Annotated in this window: 15 protein-coding genes and 3 tRNA genes; 12 read left to right on the forward strand and 6 right to left on the reverse strand. The window is 59.0% G+C overall.

The window, feature by feature from the left end:
• Window positions 1-56: 56 nt before the first annotated feature.
• The 3 genes from ptrA to recD are packed head-to-tail and all read left to right on the forward strand — an operon-like array spanning window position 57 to window position 8,319.
• Entirely contained in the window at window positions 57-2,942 is a 2,886-nt protein-coding gene (gene ptrA, locus Electrica_RS04360; RefSeq protein ID WP_141963606.1) for a pitrilysin, read from the forward strand.
• Window positions 2,939-6,484, forward strand: coding sequence for an exodeoxyribonuclease V subunit beta (recB, locus tag Electrica_RS04365; RefSeq protein WP_141963608.1), 3,546 nt, complete (start codon window positions 2,939-2,941; stop codon window positions 6,482-6,484). The genes ptrA and recB overlap by 4 nt, the downstream gene beginning before the upstream one ends.
• Window positions 6,481-8,319 carry an exodeoxyribonuclease V subunit alpha gene (recD, locus tag Electrica_RS04370; protein ID WP_141963610.1) on the forward strand — a complete coding sequence of 613 codons (1,839 nt, stop codon included), beginning with the start codon at window positions 6,481-6,483 and terminating at the stop codon, window positions 8,317-8,319. Before recB ends, recD begins: the two co-directional genes overlap by 4 nt.
• A gap of 248 nt (window positions 8,320-8,567) precedes the next feature.
• On the opposite strand, the gene argA is transcribed toward recD, so the two are convergent.
• Entirely contained in the window at window positions 8,568-9,899 is a 1,332-nt protein-coding gene (gene argA, locus Electrica_RS04375) for an amino-acid N-acetyltransferase (protein ID WP_004867060.1), read from the reverse strand.
• 227 nt (window positions 9,900-10,126) lie between these two features.
• Between argA and amiC the strand changes: the two genes are divergently transcribed.
• The 6 genes from amiC to cobS all read left to right on the forward strand — a co-directional run bounded on the left by amiC (window position 10,127) and on the right by cobS (window position 16,714).
• Window positions 10,127-11,380: an N-acetylmuramoyl-L-alanine amidase AmiC gene (gene amiC, locus Electrica_RS04380; protein ID WP_100684484.1), complete on the forward strand. Its 1,254-nt coding sequence runs from the start codon at window positions 10,127-10,129 to the stop codon at window positions 11,378-11,380.
• A gap of 14 nt (window positions 11,381-11,394) precedes the next feature.
• Window positions 11,395-12,480: a threonine-phosphate decarboxylase CobD gene (gene cobD / locus Electrica_RS04385; RefSeq protein ID WP_141963612.1), complete on the forward strand. Its 1,086-nt coding sequence runs from the start codon at window positions 11,395-11,397 to the stop codon at window positions 12,478-12,480.
• 374 nt (window positions 12,481-12,854) lie between these two features.
• Window positions 12,855-13,814, forward strand: a complete 960-nt coding sequence (gene cbiB / locus Electrica_RS04390; RefSeq protein WP_141963614.1) for an adenosylcobinamide-phosphate synthase CbiB — start codon at window positions 12,855-12,857, stop codon at window positions 13,812-13,814.
• A gap of 97 nt (window positions 13,815-13,911) precedes the next feature.
• Window positions 13,912-15,435, forward strand: a complete 1,524-nt coding sequence (locus Electrica_RS04395) for a cobyric acid synthase (protein ID WP_141963616.1) — start codon at window positions 13,912-13,914, stop codon at window positions 15,433-15,435.
• Window positions 15,429-15,974, forward strand: a complete 546-nt coding sequence (cobU, locus tag Electrica_RS04400; RefSeq protein WP_141963618.1) for a bifunctional adenosylcobinamide kinase/adenosylcobinamide-phosphate guanylyltransferase — start codon at window positions 15,429-15,431, stop codon at window positions 15,972-15,974. The genes Electrica_RS04395 and cobU overlap by 7 nt, the downstream gene beginning before the upstream one ends.
• Window positions 15,971-16,714, forward strand: a complete 744-nt coding sequence (gene cobS, locus Electrica_RS04405; protein ID WP_131048674.1) for an adenosylcobinamide-GDP ribazoletransferase — start codon at window positions 15,971-15,973, stop codon at window positions 16,712-16,714. Before cobU ends, cobS begins: the two co-directional genes overlap by 4 nt.
• Before the next feature lie 242 nt (window positions 16,715-16,956).
• Here cobS and Electrica_RS04410 read toward each other — a convergent pair.
• From Electrica_RS04410 to Electrica_RS04420, 3 genes are all read right to left on the reverse strand, one after another.
• A tRNA-Met gene (locus Electrica_RS04410) sits at window positions 16,957-17,033 on the reverse strand.
• 46 nt (window positions 17,034-17,079) lie between these two features.
• Window positions 17,080-17,156, reverse strand: a tRNA-Met gene (locus Electrica_RS04415).
• Window positions 17,157-17,206: 50 nt separating this feature from the next.
• A tRNA-Met gene (locus tag Electrica_RS04420) sits at window positions 17,207-17,283 on the reverse strand.
• 215 nt (window positions 17,284-17,498) lie between these two features.
• Between Electrica_RS04420 and mltA the strand changes: the two genes are divergently transcribed.
• Entirely contained in the window at window positions 17,499-18,596 is a 1,098-nt protein-coding gene (mltA, locus tag Electrica_RS04425; protein ID WP_100684490.1) for a murein transglycosylase A, read from the forward strand.
• A 132-nt stretch (window positions 18,597-18,728) separates the two neighbouring features.
• Complete coding sequence (gene tcdA / locus Electrica_RS04430; RefSeq protein ID WP_131048675.1) at window positions 18,729-19,547, forward strand: tRNA cyclic N6-threonylcarbamoyladenosine(37) synthase TcdA; 819 nt, start codon at window positions 18,729-18,731, stop codon at window positions 19,545-19,547.
• A gap of 293 nt (window positions 19,548-19,840) precedes the next feature.
• Here the strand turns inward: tcdA and csdE are convergent, their stop codons facing one another.
• Both csdE and csdA read right to left on the reverse strand, forming a co-directional pair.
• The gene (csdE, locus tag Electrica_RS04435) at window positions 19,841-20,272 is read right to left on the reverse strand and encodes a cysteine desulfurase sulfur acceptor subunit CsdE (RefSeq protein ID WP_131048676.1); all 432 of its coding nucleotides are present in this window, start codon (window positions 20,270-20,272) and stop codon (window positions 19,841-19,843) included.
• Window positions 20,272-21,477 carry a cysteine desulfurase CsdA gene (gene csdA, locus Electrica_RS04440; RefSeq protein ID WP_141963620.1) on the reverse strand — a complete coding sequence of 402 codons (1,206 nt, stop codon included), beginning with the start codon at window positions 21,475-21,477 and terminating at the stop codon, window positions 20,272-20,274. Before csdA ends, csdE begins: the two co-directional genes overlap by 1 nt.
• Before the next feature lie 444 nt (window positions 21,478-21,921).
• Between csdA and gcvA the strand changes: the two genes are divergently transcribed.
• Complete coding sequence (gcvA, locus tag Electrica_RS04445; RefSeq protein WP_141963622.1) at window positions 21,922-22,839, forward strand: glycine cleavage system transcriptional regulator GcvA; 918 nt, start codon at window positions 21,922-21,924, stop codon at window positions 22,837-22,839.
• The last annotated feature ends 19 nt before the right edge of the window (window positions 22,840-22,858 follow it).

The raw sequence follows: 22,858 nt of genomic DNA on the forward strand, positions 1-22,858 counted from the left end.
GATGTGCATAACGCTGATGCTGTCAGCGCAAAGTTTGTTAATGATGAGGTTCGTGAATGCCCCGCAGTGTATGGTTCAAGGTTATTTTAGTGCTGGCGGCCCTCTGGGCGCCGTTAAGTCAGGCAGATACCGGATGGCAACCGATTCAGGAAACCATTCGTAAAAGCGAAAAAGATCCCCGACAGTATCAGGCCATTCGTCTGGATAATGGCATGGTGGTCCTGCTGGTTTCCGATGCGCAGGCGGTGAAATCGCTGTCAGCGCTGGTGGTGCCCGTGGGGTCGCTGCAGGATCCCGTCGCTCATCAGGGGCTGGCGCATTTTCTCGAGCACATGACGCTGATGGGCTCGCAAAATTATCCGCAGCCGGACAGCCTCGCCGAATTTCTGAAAATGCACGGCGGCAGCCATAATGCCAGTACTGCGCCTTATCGCACCGCGTTCTATCTTGAAGTCGAAAACGATGCTCTTGACGGCGCGGTCGATCGTCTGGCGGATGCCATTGCCGCTCCGCTGCTGGATAAAAAATATGCCGATCGCGAGCGCAACGCGGTCAACGCCGAGTTGACCATGGCGCGCACCCGTGACGGGATGCGCATGGCGCAGGTGAGTGCCGAGACCATTAACCCGGCGCACCCGGCTGCGCATTTTTCCGGCGGTAACCTCGAGACGCTTAGCGACAAGCCCGGTAAACCGGTGCTCGACGCCCTGCATGCTTTCCGCGACAGCTGGTACTCGGCGAACCTGATGAAGGCGGTTATTTACAGCAACAAACCGCTGCCGGAACTGGCGAGCATCGCGGCGAAAACCTATGGTCGGGTGCCAAACCACAATATCAGTAAACCGGAAATTACCGTCCCGGTGGTGACCGATGCGCAAAAGGGCATCATCATTCACTACGTCCCGGCAATGCCGCGCAAAGTGCTGCGCGTTGAATTCCGTATTGATAACAACAGCGAGCAATTCCGCAGCAAAACCGACGAGCTGGTGACCTACATGATCGGCAACCGCAGCCCGGGAACCTTATCTGACTGGCTGCAGCAACAAGGCCTGGTCGAGGGGATTCGCGCGGATTCCGATCCGGCGGTTAACGGCAACAGCGGCGTACTGGCGATTTCGGCGACCCTGACCGACAAAGGGCTGGCGCACCGTGATGAAGTGGCGGCGGCGATCTTCAGCTACCTTAACTTATTGCGTAGCCAGGGCATCGACAAACGCTATTTCGATGGGCTATCTCATGTTCTGGCGCTTGATTTCCGCTATCCGTCGATCAACCGCGATATGGACTATGTGGAATGGCTGGCAGATACCATGATCCGCGTCCCGGTAGAGCATACGCTGGACGTGGTCAACATTGCCGATCGCTACGATCCGCAGGCGATTAAAGACCGGCTGGCGATGATGACGCCGCAAAATGCGCGCGTCTGGTATATCAGCCCGCAAGAGCCGCATAACAAGAGCGCTTACTTTGTGAATGCGCCGTATCAGGTCGACAAGATTAGCACGCAAACCTTTAACGACTGGCAGCAGAAGGCGAGCGCTATCGACCTCAAGCTGCCGGTGTTGAACCCTTATATCCCTGACGATTTTACGCTGATTAAAAGCGATAAAGCCTACCCGCATCCGCAGCTGATCGTGGATGAGCCGATGCTGCGGGTGGTCTATGCGCCCAGTCAGTACTTCGCCAGCGAGCCAAAGGCTGACGTTTCGCTGGTGCTGCGTAACCCGCAGGCCATGGACAGCGCCCGTAGCCAGGTCATGTTTGCGCTGAACGACTATCTGGCGGGTATTGCTCTCGATCAGCTCAGCAACCAGGCGGCGGTGGGCGGCATCTCCTTCTCAACCGGCGCCAATAACGGCCTGATGGTCAATGCCAATGGCTACACCCAGCGGCTGCCGCAGCTGTTTACCGCGTTACTGGACGGCTATTTCAGCTATACGCCGACCGAAGAGCAGCTGGAGCAGGCCAAATCCTGGTATGCGCAGATGATGGATTCTGCGGATAAAGGCAAAGCCTACGACCAGGCAATCATGCCGGTTCAGATGTTGTCCCAGGTACCCTATTTCCAGCGCGAGGAACGCCGGGCGCTGCTGCCGTCAATTAGCCTGAAAGAGGTACTGGCCTATCGCGACAACCTGAAAGCGAAAGGGCGCCCGGAACTGCTGGTGATTGGCAACCTCACCGCCGAACAGTCCACCGCCATGGCGCGTCAGATTCAGCAGCAGCTGGGATCTGATGGCAATGAGTGGTGTCGCAACAAAGACGTGCTGATCAACAGTCAGCAGCTGGCGATTTTTGAAAAGCCCGGCAACAGCACCGATTCGGCGCTGGCCGCCGTCTTCGCCCCGCCGAACGTGGATGAATACAGCAGCTCCGCCGCCAGCTCCCTGCTCGGGCAGATTATTCAGCCGTGGTTCTATAACCAGCTGCGTACCGAAGAGCAGCTTGGCTACGCGGTCTTTGCTTTCCCGATGAACGTCGGGCGCCAGTGGGGGATGGGCTTCCTGTTGCAAAGCAGCGATAAACAGCCCGCTTTCCTCTGGCAGCGCTTCCAGGCATTCTTCCCGACTGCGGAAGCTAAGCTGCGGGCGATGAGCCCGGCAGCGTTTGCGCAAATCCAGCAGGCGGTGATAAGCCAGATGACTCAGGCGCCGCAAACGCTGGGCGGCGAAGCCTCGCAGCTGAGCAAAGATTTCGATCGCGGTAATATGCGCTTCGATTCACGTGATAAAGTAGTGGCTCAGATAAAACTGCTGACGCCGCAAAAACTTGCCGACTTCTTCCATCAGACGGTGGTAGTTCCGCAAGGCATGGCGATCCTGTCCCAGATTTCCGGCAGCCAGAATGGCAAGACCGATTACGTCCACCCTGAAGGTGGCAAAGTCTGGGAAAGCGTCAGCGCGTTGCAGAAATCCTTACCCCTGATGCGAGAGAACGAATGACCGAAACCGCCGAGCCTTTGGATCCCCTGCGCTTGCCCTTGACGGGCGAGCGCCTGATAGAAGCCTCTGCGGGCACCGGAAAAACATTTACCATCGCCGCACTGTACCTGCGGCTGCTGCTGGGGCTAGGCGGGGAATCCGCCTTTCCTCGTGCGGTCAGCGTGGAAGAGCTGCTGGTGGTGACCTTCACCGAAGCGGCCACCGAAGAACTGCGTGGCCGTATTCGCAGCAATATTCACGAGCTGCGCATTGCCTGCCTGCGCGACAGCGCGACCGATCCCCTCTATAGCACTTTACTGACTGAAATTCCGGATAAGAGCCAGGCGGCGAAGACGCTGCTGCTGGCGGAACGCCAGATGGACGAGGCGGCGGTATTTACCATCCACGGTTTTTGTCAGCGGATGCTGAGCCTCAATGCCTTTGAGTCCGGGATGCTCTTTGAGCAGCAGCTTATTGAAGATGAATCGCGGCTGCGCTATCAGGCCTGCGCCGACTTCTGGCGTCGACATTGCTATCCGCTGCCGCGGGAGATTGCCGCCGTCATTCATGAGGCGTGGAAAGGACCGCGCGATCTGTTGAAATCCCTCGATCGCTGGTTGCAGGGCGAAGCCCCGCAGCTCAAATCCCCACCGGCGGCGGAAGAGACGCTGGCCGAACGCCATCAGCAAATCATTGTGCGCATTAACGCCCTGAAAACACAGTGGCGGGAACAGGTCGCTGAGATTGAAGGTGTGCTGGAGAACTCTGGCCTCGACCGCCGTAAGTTCAATCGCGGTAACCAGGGAAAGTGGATAGAGAAAATCAATGCCTGGGCGCAGGAAGAGACGCTCGGCTATCAGCTTCCTGATGCGCTGGAGAAATTCTCGCAGCCCTTCTTACATGAACGAACCAAAGCGGGCGCTGAGCCGCCGCTGCATCCGCTGTTCAGCGCGGTTGAACAGCTGCTGGCTTCTCCGCTGACGCTGACGGATCTGGTTATCGCCAGGGCGATGGTGGAGATCCGCGAAGCGGTCGCGAAGGAGAAGCGTCGGCGCGGCGAGCTGGGTTTTGATGACATGCTCAGTCGCCTCGACGACGCGCTGCGCGGCGACAGCGGAGAAGCGCTGGCCAGCGCCATTCGTCAGCGTTTCCCGGTAGCGATGATCGATGAATTTCAGGATACCGACCCGCAGCAGTACCGAATCTTCCGCCGTATCTGGCGTCAGCAGCCGGAGACGGCGTTGCTGCTTATCGGCGACCCCAAACAGGCCATCTATGCCTTCCGCGGCGCGGATATTTTCACCTATATGAAAGCGCGTGGCGATGTGGCGGCCCACTATACGCTGGATACCAACTGGCGTTCTGCTCCTGGGGTGGTTGAAAGCGTTAATCGCCTGTTCAGCCTGAGCGATAACCCCTTTATGTTCCGGGAGATCCCTTTCTTGCCGGTTAAAGCGGCCGGGAAAAACCACGGGCTGCGTTTTACCGTGGATAACGACGCGGTTCCGGCAATGAACATCTGGCTGATGCCGGGCGAGGCCGTGGGCTCCGGTGATTATCAGACGTATATGGCGCAGCTGTGCGCGGCGCAAATTCGCGACTGGCTAAGCGCCGGTCAACAGGGGCGCGCGCTGCTGTGGCGGGGGGAGAAAGCCCGCTCGGTTCAGGCCTCCGATATCACGGTTCTGGTACGTAACCGCCAGGAAGCCTCGCTGATCCGCGATGCCTTACGGGGGCTGGCGATTCCGTCGGTGTATCTCTCTAACCGCGATAGCGTTTTTGACACGCCGGAAGCGCAGGAGATTTTATGGCTACTGCAGGCGGTACTGGCCCCCGAACGAGAAAATACGCTACGCAGCGCGCTGGCAACATCGATATTCGGCTTGAATGCGCTGGATATTGAAAACCTCAACCAGGACGAGCGCGCGTGGGATGCGCTGGTGGAAGAGTTCAGCGGCTACCGGCAAATCTGGCGCCAGCGCGGGGTGATGCCGATGCTGCGGGCGCTAATGAGCGCGCGGCAGATGGCGGAAAACCTGCTGGTGACGGTCGGCGGTGAACGCCGTTTAACCGACATCCTGCATATCAGCGAACTGCTGCAGGAGGCGGCCAGCCAGCTGGAAAGCGAACATGCGCTGGTGCGCTGGCTGACGCAGCATATCGCCGAACCGGACAGCAATGCGTCCAGTCAGCAGATGCGCCTGGAAAGCGATAAGCATCTGGTGCAAATCGTCACCGTGCACAAATCAAAGGGGCTGGAATACCCGTTGGTCTGGCTGCCGTTTATTGCTCGTTTCCGCAAACAGGATCAGGCGTTTTATCACGATCGCGACTCGTTTGCCGCGGTGCTCGATCTTGCTCAGGACGAGGGCAGCCTGGAGCTGGCGGAAGCGGAGCGCCTGGCGGAAGATTTACGTCTGCTGTACGTCGCGCTGACCCGCGCGGTCTGGCACTGTAGTCTCGGCGTGGCTCCGTTGAGCAGCCGACGCAGCGACAAACCCGGCGCCAGCGATTTTCATCACAGCGCGCTCGGGCGCCTGCTACAAGGCGGCGAAGCCATGGATGCCGCCGGGCTGGCTGCGTGTTTGCAAACCTTCTGCAGCGGGGATATCGCGCTGCAAATGCCCGCCGCCCCGGATGCTACGCCCTGGCAGGCGCCGCAGGAGACGCTGCCGCCGCTGTCCGCCAGGAGCCTTGGACGTCAGGTTAGCGATGACTGGCGGGTGACCAGCTATTCCGGATTACAGCAGCATGGTCAGAGCGCGGCTCAGGATCTGTTGCCGCGCCTTGACGTTGATGCCGCTGGCGTCGGTGACGTCGCCGCAGAACCGCAGCTCACGTCGCATCAGTTTCCGCGCGGCGCATCGCCGGGGACATTCCTGCACAGCCTGTTTGAAGATCTCGATTTTACCCAACCGGTCCCCGCTGACTGGATGGCGGAAAAGCTGCAGTCCGGCGGCTTAGGCGAGCAATGGACGCCGGTGCTGACGCAATGGCTGGATGACGTGCTCCGGACTCCGTTGCCGGGCGCCGGGATTGCGCTGAACCAGCTTTCCACCAATGATAAGCAGGTCGAAATGGCCTTCTATTTGCCGATCGAACGGCCGCTGGAACCGCAGCGGCTGGATGCGCTGATTCGCCGCTTCGATCCGCTCTCCGTCGATTGCCCGCCTCTCGACTTCCGTCAGGTCCGCGGAATGTTGAAAGGCTTTATCGACCTCGTTTTCCGTCATAACGGCCGATATTACCTGCTGGATTATAAATCGAACTGGCTGGGGGAAGACCGCGAGGCCTATACCCGCCAGGCGATGGAGCAGGCGATGCGGACTCACCGCTACGATCTGCAGTACCAGCTTTATAGTCTGGCGCTGCACCGCTACCTGCGCCACCGCATTGCGGATTACGACTACGAACGCCATTTCGGCGGCGTGATTTATCTCTTTTTACGCGGCATGGACGGGCAGGGCGGCGAGCAGGGCATTTTCACCACTCGCCCCGTGCAACCGCTGGTTGACGGTCTCGATGCGCTGTTTGCCGGAGACCTACAGGAGGTTCTGTCATGACAATGGATGAACTGTTGCTGGAAGCGGCCAGTCAGCGCCTGCTGCGCCCGTTAGATGTGCAGTTTGCCCTGATGGTGGCGCAAGAGGCGCATCCGGCGGTGAAACTGGCGGCGGCGGTACTCAGCCGCGATGCCGGCGAAGGGCACGTTTGCCTGCCGGTATCGCGTCTGCAAACGGACGAGTTCCTGAGCGGTAAAACCAGCGAACTGCGAGAACAGCTGCTGGCGCAGGCGGGCTTCCCCGATGACTGGCCTGCGCTTCTGCTTGCCTCAGAGGCGGTCAGCGGCGGCGAACGTCCGACGCCGATCGTCCTGTGCGGCGACCGGCTCTACCTCAACCGGATGTGGCGTAATGAGCTGACCGTCGCCCGCTTCTTCAACGACGCTAACCAGGTGGTGGACGTTGACGAGGCCCTGCTGGCCCAAACGCTGGATGCGCTGTTCCCCGCCAGCGATGAAACAGACTGGCAAAAGGTCGCCGCCGCGGTGGCGTTGACCCGCCGTATTTCGGTGATTTCCGGCGGTCCCGGCACCGGAAAAACCACCACCGTCGCCAGGCTGCTGGCGGCGTTGATTCAGACCACCCGGCAACCGCGCTGCCGCATCCGACTGGCGGCGCCGACCGGGAAAGCGGCGGCGCGATTGACGGAATCGTTGGGGGAGGCGCTGAGTCGCCTGCCGCTAACCGATGAGCAGAAGGCGCTGTTGCCTACCGAAGCCAGCACGTTGCATCGTCTGCTGGGCGCTCAGCCCGGTAGCCAACGGATGCGCTACCACGCCGGTAATCCGCTGCACCTCGATGTGCTGGTGGTGGATGAAGCTTCAATGATTGACCTGCCGATGATGGCGCGGCTGATTGATGCCCTGCCGGAACACGGGCGGGTTATTTTCCTCGGCGACCGCGATCAGCTGGCGTCGGTGGAGGCCGGAGCGGTGCTCGGGGATATTTGCGCCTGGGTCAATGCCGGCTATACCTCCGGACGTGCGGCGCAGCTGGAGAGGCTGACCGGCCACCCGGTGCCGGCGGGTGAAAGTGAGGTTGCCGGCGCGCTGCGCGACAGCCTGTGCCTGCTGCAAAAAAGCTATCGTTTTGGCAGTCATTCCGGCATCGGTAGCCTCGCCCGCGCCGTGAACAATGGCGATCGCCACGGCGTCAGAGTGACGCTACGCCAGGCCTACGAGGATATTGCGCTGCATCCGCTGAGTACGACTGAAGAGTATGAAGCCATGTTAATGCAGTCGCAGGCGGGATACGGTCGCTATTTGCAGCTGCTGCGCGAGCGGGCCGAGCCGGAGGCGCTGATTGCCGCCTTTGGTGAATTCCAGCTACTGTGCGCCCTGCGCGACGGCCCTTACGGCGTCAGCGGGGTGAATGAACAGCTGGAGCAGATGCTTAACCGTCGGCGGGCGATAACGCTGCCGAGGCATTCACGCTGGTATGAAGGGCGTCCGGTGATGATTTCGCGCAACGACAGCGCGCTGGGGCTGTTTAACGGCGATATCGGTATTGCGCTGGAGCGGGGAGAGGGGCTGCGCGTCTGGTTCCCGATGCCGGATGGCAGCATTAAGTCGGTGCAGCCAAGTCGTTTGCCGGAGCACGACACCGCGTGGGCGATGACGGTGCATAAATCGCAGGGGTCGGAGTTCGACCATGCGGCGTTGATTCTGCCCGCCAAAATCGTCCCGCTGGTCACCCGCGAGCTGGTATACACCGCAATCACGCGGGCAAAACAGCGGCTCTCGATTTATGCCGATGAGCAGGTGCTTACCCAGTCCATCGTCGCCCGTACCGAGCGGCGCAGCGGGCTGGCAGAGATTTTCGCCAACCGCACATAGTCTTCTTCGGTCTCCCTCCATGGCTTGCGCTACGCTTACCGGGGCTACGTGGGAATGGTAGCCCGGATAAGGCGTTTACGCCGCCATCCGGGGAGGGACCTGCCGCGGCCCGGGAATGGCTCCCCGGTGGCGCTACGCTTACCGGGGCTACATGAGACCGGTAGCCCGGATAAGGCGTTTACGCCGCCATCCGGGGCTAAGCAGGCTTAGCTTTCAGCCGCTTGCGTGGCTTCGGGGCGGAGGTGACATCAGCCGAGGTCGGCCATCATGACTTTGGAGCGGCGCTGGTAGTTGTACATCTCTTTCTTACTTTCCGGCAGCAGATCGATATCGACCGGCGTGAAGCCGCGCTCCTGGAACCAGTGAATACTGCGAGTGGTAAGGACAAACAATTTGCTCAATCCCATCTGCTTCGCCTGGGTGGCAATGCGGTTCAGCAGCACTTCCCCGCGCGATGAGCTACGATAGTCCGGATGCACCGCGACGCAGGCCATTTCGCCGATTTTCTCTTCCGGGAACGGATAGAGCGCGGCGCAGGCAATCGTGGTGTTATCGCGCTGAATAATCGTGAATTTATCGATTTCCATCTCCAGCTGCTCGCGGGAGCGGCGCACCAGAATGCCCTGTTGCTCCAGCGGGCTAATCAGCTCAAGAATACCGCCGATATCGTTAATGGTAGCGCGACGAATCTGCTCGGCGCTTTCCATGACGATCTGGGTGCCGATACCGTCGCGTGAGAACAGCTCCTGCAGCAGCGCCCCGTCTTCCTGATAGCTGATCAGGTGACAACGCCGCACGCCGCTGCGACAGGCCTTCACGGCACCGCGCAGAAAACGCACCGTGCCGGAGTTGTAATCCTCTTCCGCCTCCAGCTCTTCCACGCGCGCCTGAGCTTCGTTGGGGAACAGTTCGGAAACAATCACCCCATCCTGGTTGTAAACCCCCTGCGAAGAGCAGAAACCGATCATCTTTTCGGCCTTCAGCTTAACGGCCAACTGAGTGGCAATCTCTTCCGAGGTCAGATTGAAGCTTTCGCCGGTGACCGAAACGGCAACCGGGCCCATCAGCACGATAGCGCCGTTATCCAGCTGGCGATGGATCGCCTCTTCATCAATACGGCGGATGCGCCCGCTATGGCAATAATCCACGCCGTCGTCGACGCCCAGCGGCTGAGCGATAATAAAGTTGCCGCTCACCACGTTGATATGGGCGCCCTGCAGCGGGGTGTTATTCAGGCTCATCGACAGACGCGCGGTAATTTCCAGCTGCAGCATGCCCGCAGCCTGCTTGACCAGTTCAAGGGTTTTGGCATCGGTGACGCGGGTCTGTTTATGGTAGACCGGCTCGTGGTGATGCTCTGCCAGATTGGCGTCAATCTGCGGGCGCGCGCCATAGACCACCACCAGGCGGATGCCCAGGCTATGCAAAAGGCCAATGTCATTGACAATACTGGAGAAATTCTCATGCTCGATTGCTTCTCCGCCGAGCATGATGACAAACGTTTTTCCCCGATGAGCGTTAATATAGGGGACAGAATGGCGGAATCCTTCTACCAGTTCGGTGCGACGCTCCTTCACCATGACTCAACCCTCAATGCATGATTATTCGTAATTAGTGTATTTTTATTCTGTTTCGTAGCTAAACGCAAGTCTAAATTTGCGACGAAACTGAGAAAAATCTGTGATCAAATGCGTATTGCCTGAGATTGTTTACCCTTTTATTGATGACAGGTTATGCAGCTTTCGTTAAAGTTTCCGGTCAATCTGTCTGTTTTGAGTTCGAATACGTTTTTTTGCTTGGGAGTGGCATGCCGGGATACAAGTCAGGATTAAGCCGTCGTCGTTTTTTACAGGGGGCAGGCGCAATGTGGTTAATGAGCGTCAGCCCGCTGGGTTTAGCGGCTGCCGCGCAGGTCGTCGCCGTGCGCGTCTGGCCGTCGTCGACCTATACGCGTGTAACGGTAGAATCCAGTCATGTGCTGAAATATCGGCAGTTTGCGTTGAGCAATCCGGAACGGCTGGTGGTGGATCTCGAAGGCGTCAATCTTAACTCCGTGTTAAAGGGGATGGGGGCGAGTATTCGCGATGATGACCCTTATATTAAGTCCGCGCGCGTCGGCCAGTTTGATCCGCAAACCGTGCGCATGGTCTTTGAACTCAAGCAGAACATCAAACCGCAGCTCTTTGCCCTGGCGCCGGTGGCCGGCTTTAAAGAACGTCTGGTGATGGATCTCTATCCTGCGAACGCCACCGATGTTCAGGATCCGCTACTGGCGTTACTGGAAGATTACAACAAGGGCGATCTTGAACGTCAGGTTCCTCCGGCAGAAAGCGGGCCGAAGCCGGGTAAAGCCGGGCGCGATCGGCCTATCGTTATCATGCTTGACCCAGGCCACGGCGGCGAAGACTCCGGCGCGATCGGCAAATACCATACCCGTGAGAAAGATGTGGTGCTGCAGATTGCCCGTCGGCTACGGGCGCTGATCGAAAAAGAGGGCAACATGCGCGCCTACATGACCCGCAATGAAGATGTCTTCATTCCGCTGAAGGTTCGCGTGGCCAAAGCGCAAAAGCAGCGCGCTGACCTGTTTGTGTCGATTCACGCCGATGCCTTTACCAGCCGACAGCCGCGAGGCTCCTCGGTATTTGCCCTGTCAACCAAAGGCGCCACCAGTACCGCCGCGAAATTCCTCGCGCAGACCCAGAATGCCTCTGACCTGATCGGGGGCGTCAGCAAGAGCGGCGATCGCTATGTCGACCATACGATGTTCGATATGGTGCAGTCGCTGACCATCGCCGATAGCCTGAAGTTTGGTAAAGCGGTTCTGCAAAAAATGGGCGGAATCAATAAGTTGCATAAAAATCAGGTCGAGCAGGCGGGCTTTGCGGTGCTGAAAGCGCCGGATATTCCGTCGATCCTGGTGGAGACGGCGTTTATCAGTAACGTCGAAGAAGAGCGGAAGCTGAAAACGGCAACCTTCCAGCAGCAGGTGGCGGAGTCGATTCTGGCGGGGATTAAAGCCTACTTCGCCGACGGCGCCACGCTGGCAAGGCGCGGATAATACGGGAGCGGAAGATGGCGCTACTGAAGAGCGTGCACGGCGGTAATACCCGGGAAGCCGCTGCGCTGCTGGGCATTGAGGCGCAGCAGCTGCGGGATTTCAGCGCCAATATTAATCCTCTTGGCATGCCGGAAAGCGTCAGACGTGCGCTTATCGATAATCTTGCCCTGGCGGAGCGCTACCCTGACGTTGAATACCAGCAGCTGCACCTTGCGCTGGCGGAACACCACCGTATTCCCGCATCGTGGGTGCTGGCTGGCAATGGCGAAACCGAATCCATTTTTACGCTCGTGCACGGGCTGAAGCCGCGCACGGCGATGGTGGTGAAGCCCGGTTTTGCGGAATATCGCCGCGCGCTGCAGACGGTGGATTGCACTCTCCTCGAGTTCGCGCTGCGTGAAGGGGATGGCTGGCAGTTGACCGACGCGATTCTCGATGTGCTGACGCCAGAGCTGGACTGTTTGTTCCTCTGTACGCCCAATAATCCGACCGGCCTGCTGCCGGCACGCCCGCTGCTTGACGCGATTGCCGCCCGCTGCCGGGACGCCGGCATCGCGCTTATTCTTGATGAAGCGTTTATCGATTTCATTCCCGAGCAGCCGGGATTTATCCCCTTTCTACAGCATAATCCGCATATCTGGGTGCTCCGCTCGCTCACCAAATTTTACGCCATTCCCGGCCTGCGTCTGGGCTATCTGGTTAACAGCGACGAGCGGGCGGTGGCCCGACTGCGTGAGAAACAAATGCCGTGGTCGATCAATGCGTTTGCCGCTCTGGCGGGGGCAATAGCGCTTAAGGATCGCGCCTATCAGCAGGCCACCTGGCGATGGCTGGCGCAGGAGGGAAGCCGCTTTTATCAGACCCTCCGCCAGCTTCCCGGCCTGACCGTGTATCCCGGGCGGGCGAACTATCTTTTTTTACGTTGCCACCTCCCGGGGCTCGATCTGCAACAGGCGTTGCTGCAACAGCATATTCTGGTTCGCAGCTGCGCTAACTATCCGGGACTGGAAAACGGCTATTATCGCGTGGCGATTCGCAGCCCTGAGGAGAATCAGCAGCTGCTTACGGCACTCAGCGCCATCCTCGCCGCCGCCGTCTGACGGCAAGCGACCGGCTCCGGCGTATGGCATAATAGGCCGCCTGCTGTTTCAGACTCCCCGGCTGACGAGAGCCCGCATGCAGCGGCAGGAGACCAACAGGTGCCAGGTCGCAGCCCCGCGGCTGTCATGCTGACAACCCCGTAAATCCCACCGGCCGCTGATCCGGAAAGGGCGAGGAAGACGCTAAGCCAGCAAACCTGTCTGTCGGTCATGACCAACAACTTCGGTGGGAAGTGGGGCTCAGATGCGTGCCGTCGCCAAACGGCGTCAGGCGCACTGTGACACCCCGACCACCCTGAACAGGAACAGGGTATGGCGGTACGACTGCATTCATCCATTGGCGCCCGTATGCTGGCGGCTACGAGGCCCGGGCGATGACGCTACTTGCCTGGTGCGTGGCCTGGATTCTCGATTTTATCATCGGCGACCCGCCGCGCTGGCCGCATCCGGTACGCTGGATAGGCAATCTCATCACCTTGACTCAACGTATCGTGCGCTGGTATTGCCATAGCGACCGCGCGCTGCGCGTCGGCGGCGCGCTGATGTGGCTGACGGTGGTCGGCCTGACCTGGCTCCTCGCCTGGAGCGTACTGAAACTGGCGGCAAGCCTCCATCCCTGGCTGGGCTGGGGCGTTGAAGTGTGGATGATCTTTACGGTCCTGGCCGGACGTTGCCTTGCGGATTCCGCACGGGAAGTCGAACGCCCGCTGCGCGCGGGCGATGTGGCGCTAAGCCGGGAAAAGCTCTCATGGATTGTCGGGCGCGAGACCGCGCGGCTACAACCGGAACAGATAAATCGCGCGGTGGTGGAGACGGTTGCAGAAAACACCGTCGATGGCATTATTGCGCCGCTGTTCTTCCTGCTGCTGGGCGGCGCGCCGCTGGCGATGGCCTATAAAGCGGTCAACACCCTCGACTCCATGGTGGGGTATAAACATGAAAAATATCGCGCCATTGGTATGGTCAGCGCCCGGCTTGACGATGTGGCGAACTGTCTTCCCGCGCGTCTGAGCTGGCTGCTGTTGAGCCTCGCGGCGTGGCTATGTCGCTACGACGGCGCGGGCGCTCTGCGTATTGGCTGGCGCGATCGCTATCAACACAGCAGCCCCAACTGCGCATGGTCGGAAGCCAGCGTCGCCGGCGCGTTAGGTATCCGACTCGGCGGCCCGAATGACTATTTTGGCCAGCGGGTGGACAAACCCTGGATTGGCGACGCCGTACGCGATATTTCGGTCGAGGATATTCCTCGCGCCCTGCGCCTGATGTGGGTCGCCTCGACGCTGGCGCTGGCGATGTTTATGGCCGTGCGGTATCTATGGACAGGGATGGCCTGAGAAGAGATCCGCATGGCCTTCTGGCAGCGGGGCGGTAGCAGCATAAAACAGAGCAGGATGGGAGAATAATGCGAGAAAACACGAGCGAGGAGGGCTCATGACGCAGGCAATCATGTTGCAGGGAACGGCGTCCGATGTCGGTAAAAGCGTGCTGGTGGCCGGTTTATGCCGCATTTTTTATCAGGATGGCCGGCGTACGGCGCCGTTTAAATCGCAGAATATGGCGCTTAATTCGGGGATCACGGCGGACGGTAAAGAGATGGGCCGGGCGCAGATCTTTCAGGCCGAAGCCGCCGGTATCGAACCCGACGTGCGGATGAACCCTGTCTTGCTGAAACCCATCAGCGACCTGAAAGCTCAGGTGGTGCTGATGGGCAAAGTGGCGACCGATATGGATGCGGTGAGCTACCACGAGTATAAACCGCGCCTGCGCGAACAGATCCTCTCGGTCTATCGCAGCCTGGCGCAGGAGTATGAGGTGCTGGTTCTGGAAGGGGCCGGTAGCCCGGCGGAGATCAACCTGCGCGATCGCGATATCGTCAATATGGGGATGGCGGAGATGGCGCAGTGCCCGGTTATCCTTGTTGCCGACATCGACAGAGGGGGCGTCTTTGCTGCGATCTACGGGACGCTGGCGCTACTTGAGGAACGGGAGCGCGCGAGGGTGAAAGGGGTCATTATCAATAAATTTCGCGGTGATATCGCGCTGCTCTATTCTGGAATCGAACAGATCGAAGCATTAACTGGCGTCCCCGTGCTGGGAGTGCTGCCGTGGCTGGAGGTCGATCTGGAGGATGAAGACAGCGTGGCGCTGCAGAAAGGCAAGTATCTGCGTACCGCGCAGCGCGAAATCGACATCGCGGTCGTGCAGCTTCCCCATACCTCAAACTTCACCGATTTCAATGCGCTGGCGGCGCAACCGGATGTTCGCGTGCGCTATGTACGGCACCCGCAGGATCTGACGCAGGCCGATCTGGTTATCCTGCCCGGCAGTAAAAATACGCTGGGCGATCTGCTGTGGCTGCGCGACAGCGGAATGGAGACGGGCATCTTGCAGGCGCATCAGCAGGGGATTCCGCTGCTGGGGATTTGTGGCGGCTATCAAATGCTGGGTGAGGCGATTGTCGATGAAGTGGAGTCCGGTCTGGGAGCGCTGCCCGGACTCGGCCTGCTCGACACAGTGACGCAATTTGCCCGACATAAAACCACCACTCGGGTCGAGGCGACAATGGCAAGCGCGCTGCCGGACTGGCTGGCGGGAGCGTCTGCCCTGCGGGTGCGCGGTTACGAAATTCATATGGGGGAAACGACCCTTAACGGGCGCTGCCGTCCGGTGATGCAACGGGAGAAAGACGGCGAGCAGACGGCGGACGGCGCGATGACGGACGACGGGCTGGTGTTCGGAACTTACCTGCACGGCCTGTTCGACAGCGATGATTTCACCCGCGCACTGGTCAACGGCCTGCGTCGGCGCAAAGGGCTGGAGGCGCTGGATACCACGCTTCACTATGCGCAATATAAAGCGCAGCAGTTCGATATCCTGGCCGCCGCCATGCGCCAGCATATTGATATTGAAAAGATTTACCGCATTATGCAGCAGCATCAGGAGCCATCATGCTGATTCTGGTTACCGGCGGCGCCCGCAGCGGGAAAAGCCGCCACGCCGAGGCGCTGATCGCCGATTCAGCGCAGGTTTTGTACCTCGCGACCTCGCAGATCGTGGATGACGAAATGGCCCAGCGGGTCCAGCACCACCGCGATAGCCGCCCGGCGCACTGGTGCACCGTCGAGCGCTGGCGCCATCTCGATGAGGTCATTACGCCGCATAACGATCCGCAAGAAGCCGTGCTGCTGGAGTGTATGACGACCATGGTGACCAACATGCTGTTTGCCGAGGGGGGCGAGCGCTCCCCGGACGACTGGGATTATGCGGCAATGGAGCGGGTGATAGACGATGAGATTCACTCGCTGATTGCCGCGTGCCAGCGCTGCCCGGCAAAAGTGGTGCTGGTGACCAATGAAGTGGGGATGGGGATTGTCCCGGAAAACCGCCTTGCGCGGCATTTTCGCGATATTGCCGGCCGGGTTAACCAGCGCCTGGCGGCGGCAGCGGATGAGGTCTGGCTGGTGGTATCAGGTATTGGAGTCAAAATTAAATGATCAAATTATTCTGGGCAACGCTCTCTTTTCTCAGCCGCTTACCGGTGCCGGATCGCTGGTCGCAGGGGCTTGAGATCGATCGGTATGTCCGGGGGATCGTCACTTTCCCGTTGGTCGGGGCGTTGCTGGGAGGGTTAAGCGGGCTGGTGTTTCTTGCCGTTCAATCCTGGTGCGGTCTGCCGCTTGCCGCGCTGTTTAGCATTTTAGCGCTGGCGCTGTTGACCGGTGGTTTTCACCTCGATGGTCTCGCCGATACCTGCGATGGCGTCTTTTCCGCACGCCGTCGGGAACGGATGCTGGAGATTATGCGCGACAGCCGACTGGGAACCCACGGCGGACTGGCGCTTATTTTTGTTTTACTGGCAAAAGTGCTGGTGGTCAGCGAGCTGGCGCTGCGTGGAACGTCGGTGCTGGCCGCACTGGCGGCCGCCTGCGCCGCCGGGCGTGGCGTCTGTGTGCTGCTGATGTACCGCCATCGTTACGCCCGCGAAGAAGGGCTGGGTAACATCTTTATCGGCAAGGTTAACGGGCGGCAAACCTGCGTCACGTTGGGCTTAGCGGCAATTCTCGCCGCCATATTGTTGCCCGGCATGCACGGCGTGGTGGCGTTGGGGATCGCCATAGTGGCCATTTTTATCCTCGGCCAGCTGCTGAAACGTACGCTGGGCGGGCAAACCGGTGACACGCTGGGGGCGGCGATTGAGCTGGGCGAGCTGATTTTCCTGCTGGCTCTGCTGTGAGTCTGGCAACACGATAAGCCGCATCGGGGCTATTCGTCAGCGCGCCATGTCCGCTGCGCAACGGAAGGCGATGGCGCGTCTGGCATTATGCGGGCAAGAACAGGCGAGCCTTGACGCGGACAGAGAACGCGCGGTTGACTAACGCCAGTAAGTCGGTCTGTTGTGAGAACGGGAGAGGACGCTGGTGCAACCGTGAGCGGTACGCAGAAACAAAAAAACACCCGTCAGGGTGTTCATTGTGTTGGTTGCGGGGGCCGGATTTGAACCGACGACCTTCGGGTTATGAGCCCGACGAGCTACCAAGCTGCTCCACCCCGCGTCCGTTTTTACTCTTCATCGAGTAAATTGCGCATCAGATTTTAAATTGGTTGCGGGGGCCGGATTTGAACCGACGACCTTCGGGTTATGAGCCCGACGAGCTACCAGGCTGCTCCACCCCGCGTCCGTCTTTACTCTTCCATCGAGTAAAGCTTACTGCTATCTGATTTTAATTGGTTGCGGGGGCCGGATTTGAACCGACGACCTTCGGGTTATGAGCCCGACGAGCTACCAGGCTGCTCCACCCCGCGTCCGTGGAAGCGCACTATACTCCGCTCGCGTTTTGATGCAACCCTTTTTCAGTAAAATCATCAAATTTGTAATAAATGCTGTATAAAGAACCACTTTCGGCTGGTTTTTTGCGCAATGTTGTATTTGTGGTGCTTTCGCGCATTTCAATAGCCCTGGGGGTTTGTTATCTTCCCTCATCACGAACCGCGGCTAAGCAGCATAAAGAAGAGATACCATGAAAGGATGTTGGGCAAAGTATATAGCGACAGGAGCAATGCTGGCGATGCTCGCCGCCTGTTCCTCAAAACCGACCGATCGCGGCCAGCAGTATAGTGAAGGGAAGTTTACCCAGCCGTTCTCTTTGGTTAACCAGCCTGATGCGGTCGGTTCGCCAATTAACGCCGGGGACTTCTCCGAGCAGGTCCGTCAGATCCGCAGCGCGTCTCCGCGCCTTTATAATAGCCAGAGCAACGTCTATAACGCGCTGCAGGAGTGGCTGCGTGCCGGTGGTGATACCCGCACCCTGAGCCAGTTCGGCATTGATGCCTGGCAGATGCAGGGCGCCGATAGCTACGGTAACGTTCAGTTCACCGGTTACTACACCCCGGTGGTGCAGGCGCGCCATACCCGTCAGGGTGAATTTCAGTACCCGATTTATCGCATGCCGCCGAAGCGCGGTAAGCTGCCGTCCCGCGCCAGCATTTACGCTGGCGGCCTGAGCGACGCCTATGTTCTGGCCTACAGCAACTCGCTGATGGACAACTTTATTATGGACGTTCAGGGCAGCGGCTATATTGATTTTGGCGACGGCTCGCCGCTGAACTTCTTTAGCTATGCCGGGAAAAATGGCTGGTCATATCGCAGCATTGGTAAAGTCCTGATCGATCGCGGTGAAGTGAAGAAAGAAGACATGTCGATGCAGGCAATCCGGGAATGGGGCGAGAAACACAGTGAAGCCGAAGTTCGCGAGCTGCTTGAACAGAACCCGTCGTTCGTCTTCTTTAAACCGCAGTCCTTTGCTCCGGTAAAAGGCGCCAGCGCGGTGCCGCTGATTGGTCGCGCCTCGGTGGCTTCCGATCGCAGCATTATTCCGCCGGGAACGACCTTGCTGGCGGAAGTGCCTCTGCTGGATAATAAAGGCAAGTTTAACGGCCAGTACGAGCTGCGTCTGATGGTTGCGCTGGATGTGGGTGGGGCGATTAAAGGCCAGCACTTCGATATCTACCAGGGGATCGGCGCAGATGCCGGCCACCGCGCCGGTTGGTATAACCACTATGGTCGCGTCTGGGTGCTGAAAAATGCCCCGGGCGCCGGCAACGTCTTTAGCGGTTAACGCGCTACCGTCCATTTTTTGTCGCCCGGACTGGCGCAACGCGCCGCCTCCGGGGTTACCTGGCGGTCGCATCTATTTTTTATTCGCACGACGGGGCTTGCGCTGGCAGGCCCTGATGCATTCTGAGGTTTTATGTCTGTTGTAATCAGCGATGCCTGGCGTCAACGCTTTGGCGGCACGGCGCGTTTATATGGTGAAAAAGCGCTGCAATGTTTTGCCGGTGCGCATGTTTGCGTGGTCGGTATCGGCGGCGTGGGCTCCTGGGCGGCGGAAGCGCTGGCAAGAACCGGGATTGGCGCGATTACCCTGATTGATATGGATGATGTCTGCGTCACTAACACTAACCGACAGGTTCATGCCCTGGGGGGCAACGTCGGCCTGGCGAAAGCCGAGGTGATGGCCGAGCGTATTCGCCTGATTAACCCCGAGTGTCGGGTGACGGTCGTGGACGATTTTGTCACGCCGGAAAACGTCGCGGAGTATCTCGGCGTCGGCTTCAGCTATGTGATTGATGCGATTGACAGCGTACGGCCCAAGGCGGCGTTAATCGCGTACTGTCGCCGTTATAAGGTGCCGCTGGTGACCACCGGCGGCGCGGGCGGGCAAATCGACCCGACGCAGATTCAGGTAGCCGATCTGGCGAAAACCATCCAGGATCCGCTGGCGGCAAAGCTGCGCGAGCGGTTAAAAAGTCAGTTCGGGGTAGTGAAGAACAGCAAAGGTAAGCTGGGAGTGGATTGCGTCTTCTCGACCGAAGCGCTGGTCTATCCGCAGGCCGACGGCAGCGTTTGCGCCATGAAGAGCACCGCCGATGGCCCGAAACGGATGGATTGCGCCTCCGGATTTGGCGCAGCGACGATGGTCACCGCGACCTTCGGTTTTGTCGCCGTGTCCCATGCGCTGAAGAAAATGCTGGCGAAGGCGGAGCGAGAAGCGGATTCAGCCGGGTAATTCCCCAGACGATGATACGGCGCAGACCGTCGCCCCGGTAAGCGCAGCTCCACCGGGGAATGTACCCGCTCGGCGGAGTAGGAAGATGTACCCGGGCTGCGGGTAACCCCTTGCCCGGGCTACGATATAGCGCAGACCGTAGCCCCGGTAAGCGCAGCGCCACCGGGGGAATGACCCGCTCGGCGGCGTAGGAAGGTGTACCCGGGCGGCGGGTAACCCCTTGCCCGGGCGACGATATAGCGCCGATTGTAGCCCCGGTAAGCGTAGCGCCACCGGGGGAGGTTTAAGAGAAATTAAGCCTCGCGGGCGGCGGCGAGAACTGCTTCGCTCAGCGCGCTCAGCCCCTGACTGCGCGAGGCGCTCAGCTGACCGCGCAGCCCCAGCTCATCAAACAGCATCAGCGGATCCTGAGCCAGCAGCTCGGCGGCGCTTTTCCCCTCTACCGCAGTGAGTAGCACCGCCAGCATACCGCGCACAATCCGGCCTTCGCTATCGCCGAAGAAGTGCAGCTTACCCTCAGCATCAACGGTATGGCCCAGCCAGACGCGGTTTTCACAGCCGGCAATCTCCTTCGCCCGTTCTTTCAGGTCATCCGACAGCGCAGGCAGCCGCTTACCCAATAAAATCAGCTGGCGATACTTATCTTCCCACTGGCTGAGCGGGATAAACGTCTGGCGTAAGGTCTCTGCGGTGATGCCGGTAGCAAAAGGGTGAGAAGTTGTCATTAATCCACCAGTATTTCCAGAGCGCGGTCAACGGCATGCACCAACGCGTAAACATCATCCTGTGTATTATAGGGGGCAAACGAGGCGCGCAAGGTACCGCTGACGCCCAGCGCCGCCAGCAGCGGTTGGGCGCAGTGCTGTCCGGCTCGCAGCGCAATCCCTGACTCCGCCAGCAGAGTCACCATATCGCTGTGATGCACTCCGGCGAAATCAAATGCCAGCAGGCTGGCCTCCTGACAGCGGAAGGAACGAAAGCCTGGCCGCTTCGCCAGCTCATCTTCCGCCAGCGTCGCCAGGCTACGGCTCCAGTTTTCAGCCTGGGCGATATCGGTCTCTTCCAGCCACTCCAGCGCCGCGCTCAGGCCAATGACGCCGGCAATATTTGGCGTCCCGGCCTCCAGACGATAGGGGACCGGCTGAGTGGCAAACCCGGCGAAGGTGACCTCGGTAATCATTTTGCCGCCGCCGAGCCAGGGAGACATGGCATCCAGCAGCGCGCTTTTGCCATACAGCGCGCCAATCCCCGTCGGTCCGTACAGTTTATGGCCGGAAAACGCATAAAAATCGATATCCAGCTGCTGAACGTCGGCGGGAAAATGCACCGCCCCCTGGGCGCCGTCAACCATCACCACCATACCGGCGTCATGCGCATGGCGGATTGCCGTTGCCAGGTCCGGACAGCCGCCGGTGACGTTGGACATCTGGCCGATGGCCAGCAGCCGACTGCGCGGCGTACTAAGAGAAGGCAGGAGGGCGACGTCGGGCAGGCGATCGGCTCCGATGGGCAGCTTCACTACCCGGGCGCCGGTTTGCTCTGCGACCATCAGCCAGGGAACCAGGTTGGCATGGTGCTCCGCTTCGCTGACGATGATTTCATCGCCGGGTTGCAGGCGCGGGCGAAGATAGCTCTGCGCCACCATATTGATGGCTTCGGTGGTGCCGCACGTCCAGACGATATCTTTCGCGTACGGAGCGTTCAGCAGCGCCGCCACGCGCTCGCGGGCATTTTCATAGCGTTCAGTCAGACGCTGTGCGGCGGCAAACTGGCTACGGTGAACGTTGCCCGCGCTGAGGCGGTAAAACTGGTCGCTGGCGTCAATCGTGGCGAGCGGCTTCAGCGTCGTCGCCGCGCTGTCAAGGTACACGCCGGCATCGGCCAGCGCTGGAAACTGGGCGCGAAAGTGAGCAGGATTGAATGCGTTCATGGAGTTCCTCGTTGCAATACGCCGATCGTCGCGCAATTTAGTCATCAGGGCAAGGCTGGCGATAAGGAAGAGAGGAGGAGATTCTGGTCAGTGCGGCGGCAGACAGGCAAAAAAAAGCACCGCTTGTTGCGGTGCTACATTAAATCACTATGGACAGACAGGGTAAATGTACAGGAAGTGAAAAGGGTAGCTTAACTACCATGGTCTGCAAACACAGACCAATTGCAAACACAACAACACAACATCACAACCGTAAGCCAAAAGCTTGTTGGAACACGCATTCCAAAAAAAGCTCTTCGTTCCGGCTCAGGAAGTGCCGCCACTATAGGTATTTGCTGGTAGAACCTCAACGGACAAATTATAATGGCTCAGATAAAAAAAACTAATAGGTTAACTGTTGTTTCCTGTTTGTTAAAACGCCTTAACATCTAAGCCAGAATAACCATGTCAAAGCGATTACCGCCCCTGAATGCATTACGTGTTTTTGATGCCGCCGCACGTCATCTAAGCTTCACTCGCGCAGCAGATGAGCTTTTTGTGACGCAGGCCGCAGTAAGTCACCAAATCAAGTCACTAGAGGATTTTCTAGGGCTGAAGCTGTTTCGCCGCCGCAATCGATCGCTGCTGCTGACGGAGGAAGGCCAGAGCTATTTTCAGGATATTAAAGAGATTTTTTCGCAGCTGACCGAGGCAACGCGTAAACTGCAGGCGCGAAGCGCGAAAGGGGCCTTAACGGTGAGTTTACTGCCCAGTTTTGCTATCCAGTGGCTGGTGCCGCGACTCTCAAGCTTTAACTCAGCTTATCCGGGGATTGATGTCAGAATCCAGGCCGTGGACCGTCAGGAAGACAAACTGGCGGATGACGTCGACGTGGCGATTTTCTACGGTCGCGGCAACTGGCCGGGTCTGCGCGTCGAAAAATTGTACGCCGAATATCTGCTGCCTGTCTGTTCGCCGGCGCTGCTTACCGGAGACAAAGCATTGAAAACCCCTGCGGATCTGGCGCAACATACGCTGTTGCACGACGCTTCCCGCCGCGACTGGCAAACTTATACCCGTCAGCTGGGTCTAAGCCATATTAATGTGCAGCAGGGGCCTATTTTCAGCCACAGCGCGATGGTGCTGCAGGCGGCTATTCACGGGCAAGGGGTCGCGCTGGCCAATAATGTGATGTCCCAGTCCGAAATCGAGGCCGGCCGGTTGGTCTACCCGTTTAATGATGTTCTGGTCAGTAAGAATGCGTTTTATCTCGTTTGTCATGACAGTCAGGCTGAACTGGGTAAAATAGCCGCTTTCCGACAATGGATACTGGCGAAAGCGGCGAGCGAACAAGAAAAATTTCGTTTTCGTTACGAACAATAAATGATTGTAGGGTAAAAAC

Source organism: Klebsiella electrica (genome assembly GCF_006711645.1).
Classification (GTDB): domain Bacteria; phylum Pseudomonadota; class Gammaproteobacteria; order Enterobacterales; family Enterobacteriaceae; genus Klebsiella; species Klebsiella electrica.

Coding starts and splice junctions, on each gene's coding strand:
- csdE (WP_131048676.1), bottom strand. CDS start 20,272: ATGACAACTTCTCACCCTTTTGCTACCGGCATCACCGCAGAGACCTTA.
- amiC (WP_100684484.1), top strand. CDS start 10,127: ATGCCGGGATACAAGTCAGGATTAAGCCGTCGTCGTTTTTTACAGGGG.
- cobS (WP_131048674.1), top strand. CDS start 15,971: ATGATCAAATTATTCTGGGCAACGCTCTCTTTTCTCAGCCGCTTACCG.
- Electrica_RS04395 (WP_141963616.1), top strand. CDS start 13,912: ATGACGCAGGCAATCATGTTGCAGGGAACGGCGTCCGATGTCGGTAAA.
- gcvA (WP_141963622.1), top strand. CDS start 21,922: ATGTCAAAGCGATTACCGCCCCTGAATGCATTACGTGTTTTTGATGCC.
- cbiB (WP_141963614.1), top strand. CDS start 12,855: ATGACGCTACTTGCCTGGTGCGTGGCCTGGATTCTCGATTTTATCATC.
- recB (WP_141963608.1), top strand. CDS start 2,939: ATGACCGAAACCGCCGAGCCTTTGGATCCCCTGCGCTTGCCCTTGACG.
- cobU (WP_141963618.1), top strand. CDS start 15,429: ATGCTGATTCTGGTTACCGGCGGCGCCCGCAGCGGGAAAAGCCGCCAC.
- ptrA (WP_141963606.1), top strand. CDS start 57: ATGCCCCGCAGTGTATGGTTCAAGGTTATTTTAGTGCTGGCGGCCCTC.
- cobD (WP_141963612.1), top strand. CDS start 11,395: ATGGCGCTACTGAAGAGCGTGCACGGCGGTAATACCCGGGAAGCCGCT.
- tcdA (WP_131048675.1), top strand. CDS start 18,729: ATGTCTGTTGTAATCAGCGATGCCTGGCGTCAACGCTTTGGCGGCACG.
- csdA (WP_141963620.1), bottom strand. CDS start 21,477: ATGAACGCATTCAATCCTGCTCACTTTCGCGCCCAGTTTCCAGCGCTG.
- mltA (WP_100684490.1), top strand. CDS start 17,499: ATGAAAGGATGTTGGGCAAAGTATATAGCGACAGGAGCAATGCTGGCG.
- recD (WP_141963610.1), top strand. CDS start 6,481: ATGACAATGGATGAACTGTTGCTGGAAGCGGCCAGTCAGCGCCTGCTG.
- argA (WP_004867060.1), bottom strand. CDS start 9,899: ATGGTGAAGGAGCGTCGCACCGAACTGGTAGAAGGATTCCGCCATTCT.